Annotated in this window: 7 protein-coding genes; all 7 read left to right on the top strand. The window is 41.4% G+C overall.

Annotation, left to right across the window (positions count from 1 at the left end; genetic code table 11):
* The first annotated feature begins 19 nt into the window (after window positions 1–19).
* The 7 genes from ACHLI0_RS22330 to ACHLI0_RS22360 all read left to right on the top strand — a co-directional run bounded on the left by ACHLI0_RS22330 (window position 20) and on the right by ACHLI0_RS22360 (window position 12,948).
* A complete protein-coding gene (locus tag ACHLI0_RS22330) occupies window positions 20–3,307 on the top strand; it encodes a SusC/RagA family TonB-linked outer membrane protein (protein ID WP_225709908.1) in 3,288 nt (1,095 codons plus the stop codon).
* A gap of 12 nt (window positions 3,308–3,319) precedes the next feature.
* Window positions 3,320–5,041: a RagB/SusD family nutrient uptake outer membrane protein gene (locus tag ACHLI0_RS22335; protein ID WP_225709909.1), complete on the top strand. Its 1,722-nt coding sequence runs from the start codon at window positions 3,320–3,322 to the stop codon at window positions 5,039–5,041.
* Between the two features lie 29 nt (window positions 5,042–5,070).
* A complete protein-coding gene (locus ACHLI0_RS22340) occupies window positions 5,071–6,522 on the top strand; it encodes an Ig-like domain-containing protein (RefSeq protein WP_225709910.1) in 1,452 nt (483 codons plus the stop codon).
* A 47-nt stretch (window positions 6,523–6,569) separates the two neighbouring features.
* Complete coding sequence (locus tag ACHLI0_RS22345) at window positions 6,570–7,775, top strand: alginate lyase family protein (RefSeq protein ID WP_224200317.1); 1,206 nt, start codon at window positions 6,570–6,572, stop codon at window positions 7,773–7,775.
* A 21-nt stretch (window positions 7,776–7,796) separates the two neighbouring features.
* Entirely contained in the window at window positions 7,797–9,749 is a 1,953-nt protein-coding gene (locus ACHLI0_RS22350) for a glycoside hydrolase family 97 protein (protein ID WP_081030345.1), read from the top strand.
* 271 nt (window positions 9,750–10,020) lie between these two features.
* Window positions 10,021–11,670 carry a glycoside hydrolase family 43 protein gene (locus ACHLI0_RS22355; protein ID WP_490750070.1) on the top strand — a complete coding sequence of 550 codons (1,650 nt, stop codon included), beginning with the start codon at window positions 10,021–10,023 and terminating at the stop codon, window positions 11,668–11,670.
* A 57-nt stretch (window positions 11,671–11,727) separates the two neighbouring features.
* Window positions 11,728–12,948 carry a glycoside hydrolase family 88 protein gene (locus ACHLI0_RS22360; protein ID WP_225709912.1) on the top strand — a complete coding sequence of 407 codons (1,221 nt, stop codon included), beginning with the start codon at window positions 11,728–11,730 and terminating at the stop codon, window positions 12,946–12,948.
* Window positions 12,949–13,029 lie beyond the last annotated feature (81 nt).

The following is a 13,029-nucleotide window of genomic DNA, read 5'->3' on the forward strand; positions in this document are numbered from 1 at the left end:
TCTATCCAGAGACATTTAGATGCCTCATCTAATTTTAGAAAACAAGAATTTTATACTATTTTTAAACCTCAAATTTAATTTTATGAAACAAAGAGGATTAATTTTTAATTCGCGGCCTGACAAAACCATTGCGTTAGTGTTAGGATTGATGTTGGGACTATGTCCTGTTTCAAAGGCATGGGCCGATACAAATATGAATGATAGCCAGATTGTGGCGCAAACCCAGAAGAGGGTGAAAGGGCAGGTGGTAGATGCGACGGGTGAACCATTGATTGGCGTCAACATCAGTGTTATAGGAGGAACTGAAGGTACTATAACGGATATCGATGGAAACTATTCAATAAATGTACCTGCCAAAGCGAAACTGAAATTTAGCTATATTGGCTATAAGGAACAGATTGTAGAAGTGACTACGCAGACTGTAATCAATATGAAATTGCAGGAAGATAGTGAAGTGCTGGATGAAGTTGTTGTAGTGGGGTATGGAACACAGAAGAAAGAATCACTGACAGGAGCTGTTACAGTAGTTAGTGATAAAATGATTAAAGATAAGGGAGTGCTTGCCAGTCCGGCCCAGGCATTGCAGGGGCAAGTTCCGGGAGTGATTATTACCCGAAACTCATCGGCTCCGGGTGATGAAAGCTGGAATATGAAATTACGTGGTTCTTTCTCCAAGAATAATTCTGATCCTTTGATTATTATTGATGGGGTAGAGTCTGATGCTTTTAGTCAGATAAACCCTTCAGATATTGAATCTATTAATTTCTTAAAAGATGCTTCAGCTGCTATTTATGGTAGCAAGGCTGCTGGTGGAGTAGTGCTTATTCAAACAAAAAAAGCGAAGAGTGGAAAGGCCAAAATTGAATATAGCGGTTCTGTTACAGCTAAATTGGTTGGTTTGCAACCCACACTGATGAGTTTGGATGAATGGTGTGATGCGGCTACGCAAGTACGTATAAATGATGGATTTAAATCTGATGATAAATGGTTGCAATATGTAGCTTTAGCAAAAGCGTATAGAGGACACTACATCGATCTGGATCATAGTGAGAATCCGTTTGCGACAGATTTTCATGATGTCGATGATTTTGTGTTTTTTGATACTGACTGGCAAGATATATTATGGGGAACTACAGCCTCTACCTCTCATGAGTTGAGTGTGTCCGGAGGAACGGAGAAAAATACTTATCGTTTATCTGCACGTTATATGTATGATGGAAGTAACCTGAAATGGGGTAATAATAATAATCAGCGTTATAATTTCCGTCTGACTAATAATTTCCAGGTTACGGATGCTTTCAATATTGAATCTGTCATTGCATACAATCGTCAGGATCAAGTTGCTCCGACGCAGATTAATAAAGCGTTGACATCTTCGGTTCAACAACCGGGCTTTCCTTCATCTACGATTGATGGCAAACCTTATTCATGGGGATCTTGGGGAGCACCCAACTGGTATTGTGAATTGGGAGGAGACAATAAATTAAGAGTTTCGGCTATCAATATCAGTGAAACTTTGAGATATAAGTTTAACAAGAACTTTGATGCAGTTGCTACTATGGGTTATAATACTTCTACTTCTATACGTGATATAAAGTCAGAAGCAATCGACTGGTATAATTACGCCGGAACAAGGAAAGTAATAACCAACCCGGAAAAGAGTGAGAGTTTTTATAACAAGACGTTTTCGCGTACCGATATGTACACTCTTAATGCTTATCTTAATTGGCATAAAACATTGGCCGAAAAACATAATTTAGCAGCAATGTTAGGTGTGCAATATAGTTTCAAGGATTACGATTACACAGCTACCAATGCCAAGAATATATTGCCTTCTCTGGATGTAATAAATGGTATCGGAGAAGTAACCTTACAAAATAAAGATAAGAATGGTCCCGAAAGATATCAAGAAGCTCTCTTATCCTATTTCTCTCGTTTGAATTACAATTATATGTCTAAATATTTGTTGGAAGGTAATTTCCGCTATGATGGTTCTTCTAAATTTCAACCGGAAAATCGTTGGGCTTTTTTCTGGGGAGTATCCGGAGGATGGCGATTGAGCGAGGAGAACTTTATGAAGAATTTAAATCTGTTTGATGAGTTGAAATTAAGACTCTCTTATGGGACTGTAGGAAATCAAGGGGGAATTGACCGCTATGACGGAGTCCAGCTTTATGACTTCTCACAGAATAAAGGAGCTTTAGTGGGCGACAACAAATTGTCTTATGTGAATACTAACGGTAAATTGATTAGCCTTGATCGCACATGGGAAACTATTCAGAATTATAATATCGGATTAGATTTCGGTTTGTTTGATAATCGTCTGACCGGTACAGCGGAAGTTTTTTGGAAGGTATGTAACAACATGTTGATAGATGTGACTTATCCGGCTATATTGGGAGACAAAGCACCTACGGCAAATGTTGGCAGTTTCAATGCACGTGGTTGGGAAGGAACTATAAACTGGGCTGAAAAAATCGGTAAAATCTCGTACCACATTGGAGGGACTTTTACTTATGCAACTAATAAGTTGACAGACAATGGCGGTAGTGTTGTTATTAAGGAAGGAGTGCGCTCCGATCGTGAAGGGTATCCTTTGAATTCTGTATTTGGCCTGAAATATTGTGGCAAGATTCAGACAGAGGAACAGTTAGAAAAATACATGAAGCGTTATGGTGGCAATAATACTTTAGATATGCCTAGTGCACTGCGTTTGGGTGATAATATGTTTGAAGATGTGAATCGTGATGGAAAACTGACAGAAGCTGATTATGTGTATTTAGGTACTGACGATCCGAAAATCTCCTTCTCTTTCAATGGAGGGATGGAATGGAACGGGTTTGATGTTTCCGTAGTCTTTCAAGGGGTGGGTAAACGCACTGTTTGGCGTGACGGAGATAATAGTAGTAATATAAATTGGCGTATCCCGATGCGACAGGTATATATGAACACTACTAATCAGTCTGTAGGTAATGTCTGGTCACCCGATAATCCGAATGCGCATTATCCTACTTATACAAGTGTATCCCAGATCAATAATTACAATTATCGTTGTTCCTCTTGGTCGGTTGAAGACGGTTCTTATTTACGTTTGAAAAATATAACATTGGGTTATACTATTCCTGCAACATTATTGGCTAAAACAAAAGTTATCAGTTATGCCCGTGTTTATGTTACTGGAGCCGACTTATGGGAAACAAGTAAAATAAACGATGGATGGGACCCGGAAGCTTCTCGTAAAGTCTCAGGTTATGGGCGTTATCCATTCACACGAAATGTTACATTTGGATTAAACTTAACTTTTTAAATTTGGAATGTTATGAAATTATATAGGATAAAATATGCTTTTATAGTGGCAGTAGGTTTAATGTTGCATTCGTGCTTGGACTTAGAACCTAAAGACCAGTTGGCAGAAACAAATATATGGAGTACCCCTTCCGATTTTGAATTATTTGCTAATCAGTTCTATGGATGGAGCCGTAATTTTAGCGTAGTCGATAATCATTCGACCAAACCGTTGCATTCGGATTATAATTCAGATTTAATGACTTATAAAGATGACCGTAATCGCTTTAGTAATGGCTCGAACGCCGTTCAGGAGTCTGATGGAAATTATGGTGATGCCTATGCGCATATCCGCCGAACTAATTTGTTGCTGAAAAATGCGGAGGATTATTCTAATCAGGCGGATATAGCACAGTTTGTAGGTGAAGCAAAATTCTTTCGTGCCTACTCATATTTCGAATTGGTACAGTTATATGGTAATGCAATTATTGTTACCAAGCCTTTGAATGTAACAGACCCGGAATTAAAAGTTGCTCAGAATGATCGTAGTGAGGTTATTGATTTTATTATAAAAGACTTGGAGGACGCTGCATTATTGTTGCCCAAATATGCGGAAGTAGAAAAAGGCCGTATCAGTCAAGAAGGATGTTGGGCGTTTTTGTCCAGAGTAGCTTTATATGAAGGTACTTGGCAGAAATTCAGAGACAATGTGGAACGTGGAAAGTCATTGTTGGATATCGCAGCCAAAGCAGCCAAAGAGGTAATAGATAGCAAGCAATTCAGCATGTTTAATCCGGAAGCTTTGGGGGATAGTGCCCAGAAATATATGTTTATATTGGAGGATACAAAGTCTAACCCTGCCGGATTGAAAAAGGATGCTAATAAGGAGTATATTTTTTCTCGTCGCTATGATGAGATATTGAATCCTATAGGCAAGAATATCACAAAGGGCAATTTGATAAATGTGGTGTGGATTACCCGTAAGTTTGCCAATATGTATCTTTGTCAGGACGGACTTCCTATTGATAAGTCTCCGTTGTTTAAAGGATATGATAAAATGGATTCCGAATTTATGAATCGTGATAACCGGATGCGTTATACAATGGCTCGCCCACATGATAATTTCTGGAGCAACAGCAATCCGCGTGTAACTTGGAATGGAGATGCGGCAGATCTGGCATCGGCTTCCATTAAAAATTTTATCCCGAATGCCGGTACCGGATATCATAATCAGAAATGGGCTGCGGAGCGTGCCGTTAGAGATAATTATGAGGGTTATGATTTTCCTGTAATTCGTTATGCCGAGATTTTATTGAATTATGCTGAAGCTGTATTTGAACGTGATGACCGGATTTCTGATAGTGATTTAAATATTTCTTTGAATTTGGTACGTTGCCGGGTGAATAAGAAGATGCCTAAACTTTCTAATGAGTTTGTTTCTATTAATAGCCTGGATTTGAGAACAGAGATTCGTCGTGAACGTACAATTGAATTGTTTCATGAAGGATTCCGTCTGGATGATTTGAAACGTTGGAAGACAGCGGAGACTGAAATGCCGCAAGATCTTCTAGGTATTAAATGGAAAGGAACGGAATATGAGACAGCATGGCCTAAATGTCAGTATACAAGAAATGCTGATGGTATTTTAGTACTTGAAACAGGCCGTAAATGGGCTGAAAAGAATTATTTGTTCCCTTTGCCTAAGGATCAGTTACAGCTAAATCCTAATTTGAAACAAAACCGGGGATGGGAATAATGTATAGTGTACTTTAAATGATGAATGATATGAAAAATAGATATTCTTTTTTTGTGAACAAAGTTTGGGGGATTAGTCTTTTAAGTCTATGCCTTACGGTCGTTTCATGTGAAGATGAGAAACAATTTACGACGGGGATGCCTGAAGTGCAGTTAATTAATAGCATCACGTTGGACGTATCGGAACAACTGCCGGTTGCCATCGGTATGGATACTACGATTGTATATTCCATTACACCTGAAAATCCTACAAGTTCAGAACTTTTATGGGTTTCCTCAGATGAGAAGGTAGCTACAGTATCTGAGAATGGTACGATTTCGGGTAAAACAGAAGGAAGTGCTATTATTTCTGTTACTCCTGCCATTGGCTTTGGTGTGGCCAATATTACTCAACGTACTATTAAGGTAACAGTTATTCCTGAGGTTATAAAAGCGACGGGAATTGAATTTACAAATGTTGATGGTGAGGGGAATTTGGTAAAAGAACTCTATCAAACCGATAAATTACAGTTGACTTATCGCATTTTGCCTGCTGATCACACTTATTCTTATTTGACATGGAAGAGTAGTGATGAGAGCAAAGCTACAGTTGATGAGAAAGGCGTAGTGACCGGAATAGAGCCGGGAAATGTTTCTATTTATGCTTATACACATGACAAAAGTGGTGTTGTGGGGGAATTTAAGCTCGAAATATTACCATTTATTCCTGTTGAGGATGTGAAAATAGAACCATATAATGAACTGCTGTATGTGAGTCAGGAGCTTGCTCTGGATTATTCTTTTACTCCGGAATCTGCTACTGCCAGTACCGTTGAATGGCTTTCCAGTGACGAAAAAGTCGTAACAGTGAAGCAAGGAGTGGTGACGGCAGTCGGTTTTGGAACGGCTACTGTTTCAGCGACTTGTATTTCGAACGGTAAATCTTCCTCTGTAACTCTTACAGTCGATCCGGGCTGGTGGATTTGGGATGGACGTAATAGTTTTAAGAATTGGGGAATTGCCCAGAATTATTCAAGCTTCGTTGTCCAAGATGGAAAAATGATTGTAACATGTGGTCAGCAAAATACAGAAATGAAACGTGCCGACTTAAGACTTTCCGCCAGTGATAAGGCACCGATGCATTGGGGCAATTATCCGGTGATAGCTCTTAGAACCGACCTTCCTGGAGGTGGCAAAGGTATCGGCAAGGGAGGGGTCTATACGCTAAATTTGGTTTTGACTTCCGGAACAGGTGCAAGCAAGTCCGAAAATAATGGTATTTTATTGAATGATGGTACACGTATGTTGTATTGGGATGTTGCCTCATGGGGGAAATTCTCAACTACAGAACTTTGCTACTATAAAACGTTTGAAGTAAAGGTGGCAGATATCTATAATCAGAACCTGCCAACCGGGCAGTACACTGTCTATTGGATTCGTTCCTTTAAAAGTGTTGCAGAGGCGGAAGCTTATGCCAATGCCGAAGTCGCTGCCGGTAAATAAAGCGTGATATATAGATAATTATTTAATGGTTTACTAAAAGTATTTGTATGAAAAAGAATTTTATATTGATATGTATTCTATTGATCGGTAGTACATTTGGTTCTTCTTGCAGTGAGATTGAAGATGGTGTAAACAGAATGGACGAATGGGAAGATGATAAAATAGAAGTTGACTATCCTGCTAAATTTGTCCATCCCGGTATAATGCATACTACGGGTGATATTGAGCGTTGGCGTGAGATTGTTGCAAATAAGGAGCAACCGGCCTATGGCTGCTACGAGATTTTTGTGGCGGATGCCCGTTCAAAATCGGATTATGTGATGCAAGGACCTTATAAAGAGATCTACAGAGGGAATGACAATGGAAATCGACCTAGTATCCAAGGTAAATATGAGAGTGATTTTAATGCGGCTTATCAGAATTCGGTGATGTATGCTGTCACTAAAAAGGAAGCTCATGCCCAAAAGGCAACAGAAATTTTAGTGGCTTATGCGAATACCTTAGAAGCGATTGTTGCTGGTGATCAGCCTTTGCTGGCGGGTATTATGGGAGTCAAGTTTATGTATGCTGCCGAAATGATGCGTTATTTATATCCTCAGGGAATGACAGATGATAATTTTGACAAGGTCTGTACTATGTTTAAGAAAATCTTTGTTCCTGTTCTTGATGAGTTTATTGCCACTCCGGCTTATTCAAATGGAAATTGGGGAGCATCTGTGGGGATGAGTTATGTAGCTGCTGCTGTGCTTCTCAATGATATGGATATGTATAAGAAGGGGGTAGACTTTTATTTGAATGGGAATGATAATGGTACGATCAAGAATTACGTGGATGGCGATACGGGGCAATGTCAGGAAAGTGGGAGAGACCAGGCGCATACACAACTGGGATTAGCTTGCCTGTCGGTCACTTGTGAGATAGCTTACAAACAAGGTACTGATCTTTATGAAGTTTTGGACAATCGTTTGAGGAAAGGATTTGAATATACTTCTATGTATAATATCGGTCATGACGATGTTCCTTTTAAAACATGGACAGATATAACCGGCAAATATTGTAGCTGGACTAAAATATCAGCTGATGGCAGAGGACAATTTCGTCCGGTATTTGAAATGGTCTACAATCATTATGTAAATCGTAAGGGATTGAACATGGTTTATACAAAAGAAGTTCTTGATAAGATTCGTCCGGAAGGATACTACTATGAACATTTTGGTTTTGGAACGTTCTTGTTCAGTGATAAAAAGAAATAGAATCTTAAAATTATCTGTATAATGAAATATAGCGCGTTTTTTATATGTTTGTTGCTGGCACTGAAAGTGCCGGCACAAACATTTCAAATCACTTCTCCTGATGGTAAGATACGTTTGCAAGTCAATTATGAGGACCAACTGTCTTATTCTGCTTCCTTTCAGGGGAAGACGTTGATTAGTGATTCACCATTAGGTTTTGAATTTAAGAATGAAAAGCCGATGGGCACTAACCTTTCTTTGCAGAATACTCCTGAAGTACTTGCGGAAAGTGAGTCATGGACACCGGTAGTAAAGAATAAGCATGATAAAGTTACTCTGAACTGGAATGAAGCTACATTGAATTTCCGTGAGAAAGGAGGAGATTGCCGGCAGATGGATTTTTGCATTCGCGTATATGATAACGGTATCGCATTTCGTTATCAGTTATATGGTGTACGCAAGATTGGCAATAGACATCTGACACGTGAATTGACAGGTTTCTCTCTCCCTGAATCATCAGTGGCATGGGTTGCTAAGTATAAACGTAATTATACTTCGTCACAGGAATCGGAATTTGTTAAAACACCATTGAGTAAAATGCCGACGGATACAGTAGCTGGCCTGCCTTTCCTAGTCGAGATTGACAAACAAAATTATGTAGCGATTACTGAAGCATATATTGATGATTATCCGGGATTTTATATAGGTGTGGCAGATAGCAAGGTGGAAGGGCGACAAATGCTGACTACAAAGTTGTCACCTCTGCCCGGCGAGAATGAGGATGGAGTAAAAGCCCGCTTTTCTCAGAAGATGGTGACACCTTGGCGTGTTATCATGATTGGAGATAATCCGGGGAAGTTTATTGAATCAGAATTAATCGCCGGATTGAATCCGCCATGTGCTATTGAAGATACGTCGTGGATAAAACCGGGAATGGCCGCCTGGGATCATTGGTGGAGTGGAGAGGTGAAAATGGAAATGGACGTGATTAAGGAGTATATAGATCTTGCTTCGATTCAAGGCTGGCCTTATATGGTGATAGACTGGCAATGGTATGGGCGCTATAATAAAGCGGATGCCGATATCACTAAACCGGCACCTCAATTGGATATGCAGGAGATACTTGAATATGCACGTTTGAAGAATGTACGTTGCTGGCTGTGGCTTTATTGTACGGACATAAATAAGAACGATAGCTATAAAGAGGCTTTTGCTCTTTATGAGAAATGGGGGATTGCCGGTGTAAAGATTGATTTTATGGATCGTGATGATCAGGAAATGGTGAATTGGTATCGGAAGATTGTCACAACTGCGGCAAAACACAAGTTAATGGTTGATTTTCATGGCTCTTATAAGCCTGATGGTATTGAACGTACGTATCCTAACTTGCTGACGCGTGAAGGAGTAATGGGAGAGGAGTATTCAAAATTCACAGATAGAATAGTGCCGGAACATAATGTGACGCTTGCTTTTACCCGTATGCTGGCAGGACCTATGGATTATACTCCGGGCGGCTTTCTGAACGTTCCTCTTAAGGAATTTAAGAAACAGAGTCCTACTTTAGTGGCAAACACTCGTTGTGCAGAACTTTCTAAGTTCGTGATTTATGAAAGTCCGTTTACTGTCGTTTCTGATCATCCTAAACATATTCTCGGGCAGCAAGGAGCGGACTTCCTCAAGGTAGTGCCTACTGTATGGGATGACACTCGTTTTTTAGATGGGTATCCGGGGGAATTTATTGCATTGGCGAAACGGTCAAATGAACAATGGTTTGTCGGTGTGATGAATAACAGTACGAAACGGGTTATAAAACTAGACACTTCTTTCTTACCTGAAGGCGAATACGAACTTGAATATTGGAAAGACGCTAAAAATGCGGATAAGAAAGCGACGGAACTGGTAAATCAAAAGGTGCGTATTGTTGCCGGAAAACCTTTGACCGTGAAAATGGTTGCAGGTGGCGGTTATGTAGGTATACTGACTCCGGTACGTTAAAACTGCATAGTATTTGGGCAGTACTACTTTGACGAAGTAGTGTAAATGATAAAATGAAAATACTATTTAATGGAAATATAGAAAAAACTTGCGAGGGGATTAGGTATTTACCTGATCCCCTTCGTATATATAGGCAAATAGGTTAGTAATAAGATTGTTGAAAAGAGATAAGGATTCAGTTTTTGAAAGATTGGTTTTAATATAAGGTAAAAAGAACCTGTTTTTAGGAATAACGATTAGTATGTTTGAATGAATTGATTAGTAAGGTTATATGCGTAAAAAGATTCTGTTTATAGCAGGAATGATGGCTTGCTGTACTTGGGCGAGTGCACAGGAAATATCCCGGACCTGGGTGGCTGATAAAGGCAATGGTACTTATCAGAACCCTGTTCTATATGCCGACTATTCCGATCCGGACGTATGTGCGGCAGGAGATGATTTCTATATGACGGCTTCCAGTTTTAATTGCATACCGGGACTTCCTATACTTCATTCCCGTGATCTGGTAAACTGGTCGCTGGTGAATTATGCGTTGCCGGTACAGGAACCCAAAGAGTTTTTCGATAAAGCGCAGCATGGGAAAGGTGTATGGGCTCCTGCTATCCGCTTTCATAAGGGAGAATTTTATATTTACTGGGGCGATCCGGATTATGGAATCTACATGATAAAGACCAGAGACCCGAAAGGATCATGGAGCAAACCCGTATTGGTGAAAGCCGGAAAAGGAATGATCGACCCGACGCCACTTTGGGACGAGGACGGGAAAGTATATCTGATACATGCTTATGCCGGCAGTCGCAGCGGAGTGAACAGCATTCTGGTAATCTGCGAATTGAATGCGGAAGGAACGGAAGTGATCTCCGATCCGGTACTGGTGTTCGATGGAAATGACGGAAAGAACCATACGGTAGAGGGACCGAAGCTCTATAAACGGAATGGTTATTATTATATTTTCGCTCCGGCAGGCGGAGTAGCTACCGGTTGGCAGCTGGTGCTTCGTTCAAAGAATATCTATGGTCCCTATGAATCAAAGATCGTGATGGCGCAGGGGAAGACCACCATCAACGGTCCGCATCAGGGGGGCTGGGTAGATACAAATACAGGAGAATCGTGGTTCGTCCACTTTCAGGATCAAGGGGCTTACGGACGTGTTATTCATCTCAATCCGATGAAATGGGTGAATGACTGGCCTGTGATCGGAGTGGATAAAGACAAAGACGGTTGCGGAGAACCTGTCACCACCTATAAAAAGCCGAATGTCGGAAAGATGTATCCGGTAGCTACTCCTCCGGAAAGTGACGAGTTCGATACACGGCACTTGGGATTACAGTGGCAGTGGCATGCCAACAAACAGGATACCTACGGATTTACGACAGATCTAGGATATATCCGGCTCTATGCAGGCAGCCTTTCCAAGGAGTTCGTGAATTTTTGGGAAGTGCCTAATCTGCTGCTGCAAAAGTTTCCCGCCGAAGAGTTCACGGCTACTACCAAGCTGACGTTTACCGCCAAGCAGGATGGAGAGCAAGCCGGAATGATAGTAATGGGATGGGATTATAGTTATCTGTCTGTCCGTAAAGCCGGCGACAAGTTTATCCTGCAACAAGCCGTATGCAAAAATGCGGAACAACAGCACCCCGAACAAGTGAAAGAACTGGCGAGCTTTCCGGTGGAATATCTGAAAATGCCGGGAGTGGCTGATAATGAGTGGAAGACCGTTTACTTACGGGTAAAAGTAGCCAAAGGAGCCGTTTGCACCTTTGCCTATAGTCTCGATGGAAAGAAGTACACAGCAGCGGGAGAACCTTTTACTGCCCGGCAGGGAAAGTGGATAGGAGCGAAAGTCGGTTTGTTCTGTGTCACCCCTAATGATGGAAATCGCGGATGGGCGGACGTAGACTGGTTCCGGGTAACTAAATAAGAAAGAATAAGTGAGAATAAAAAATAAGAAACTAACACGAAGATATAGAACGAAAAAATGAAGAAGATTGTAGCAGGGTTGGTTGTAGTACTAGGCTTTTGTGCATGTGCCCATCGGACTTCCGGTACGTTGGATGTGAATAAAGCTCTGGATTATTGCGCGGAACAGACCCAACGTTCACTGGTAGAACTGAAAGGAGACTCGGGTATAGACTATACAATGATGCCACGTAATGTCATGGCAGACGAGCATCATTGGAACTGTCGGAAAGCAACGAAGGAAGAATGGTGTGCCGGTTTCTGGCCGGGAGTGTTGTGGTATGATTATGAGTACACACAAGACAAGAATATACTGGAAGAAGCCGAAAAGTTTACGGCATCCTTAGAGTTCCTTTCCCGCATTCCGGCTTATGATCATGATCTGGGCTTTCTGGTCTTTTGCAGCTACGGTAACGGATATCGCCTGACCCAGAATCCCGCTTACAAACAAGTGATTCTGGACACAGCCGATTCATTGGCTACTTTGTTTAATCCGGTAGTCGGCACGATGCTGTCCTGGCCACGGGAAGTAGAACCCCGCAACTGGCCCCACAATACCATCATGGACAACATGATCAATCTTGAGATGCTTTTCTGGGCAGCAAAGAACGGTGGTAATCCTTACTTATACGACATCGCTGTATCTCATGCCGACAAGACCATGAAATGTCAGTTCCGTCCGGACTATACCTCATATCATGTAGCGGTATACGATACTATCACAGGTAACCTGATTAAAGGAGTGACTCACCAAGGATATGCGGACAGCACAATGTGGGCACGTGGACAAGCGTGGGCTATTTATGGTTACACCGTAGTCTATCGTGAAACGAAAGACCCCAAATACCTTGACTTTGTGCAGAAAGTAGCCGATGTCTATCTGGAACGCTTGCCCGAAGACAAAGTGCCTTATTGGGATTTCAGTGCTCCGGGCATACCCGATGCTCCGCGTGATGCTTCGGCGGCTGCCGTAGTAGCTTCCGCGCTGCTCGAACTGTCTGCCTATCTCCCCAATGGAAAAGGCAAACACTACAAGGATGCCGCTATCGAAATGCTGACAAGCCTGAGTTCCGACAATTATCAGAGCGGTAAAAGCAATCCGGCTTTCCTGCTCCATAGCACAGGCCATTGGCCGGCTCATTCAGAGATAGACGCTTCTATTATCTATGCAGACTATTATTATATAGAGGCATTGCTTCGTCTGAAACGCCTGCAGAAGGGGGAAGGAGTATTGGGATAGAGATGTTAGTAAGCAGAACGATGTAAGCACAATCACCTTACATCATCAGTTGGACAGAAATAAAAAGGGGATGTGTCAGAC

Source organism: Bacteroides sp. RCH18 (assembly GCF_058231005.1).

Excerpts from the sequence above, each read along its gene's own strand:
- ACHLI0_RS22330 (WP_225709908.1), top strand. The coding sequence starts at position 20 with ATGCCTCATCTAATTTTAGAAAACAAGAATTTTATACTATTTTTAAAC.
- ACHLI0_RS22360 (WP_225709912.1), top strand. The coding sequence starts at position 11,728 with ATGAAGAAGATTGTAGCAGGGTTGGTTGTAGTACTAGGCTTTTGTGCA.
- ACHLI0_RS22345 (WP_224200317.1), top strand. The coding sequence starts at position 6,570 with ATGAAAAAGAATTTTATATTGATATGTATTCTATTGATCGGTAGTACA.
- ACHLI0_RS22340 (WP_225709910.1), top strand. The coding sequence starts at position 5,071 with ATGAAAAATAGATATTCTTTTTTTGTGAACAAAGTTTGGGGGATTAGT.
- ACHLI0_RS22335 (WP_225709909.1), top strand. The coding sequence starts at position 3,320 with ATGAAATTATATAGGATAAAATATGCTTTTATAGTGGCAGTAGGTTTA.
- ACHLI0_RS22355 (WP_490750070.1), top strand. The coding sequence starts at position 10,021 with ATGCGTAAAAAGATTCTGTTTATAGCAGGAATGATGGCTTGCTGTACT.
- ACHLI0_RS22350 (WP_081030345.1), top strand. The coding sequence starts at position 7,797 with ATGAAATATAGCGCGTTTTTTATATGTTTGTTGCTGGCACTGAAAGTG.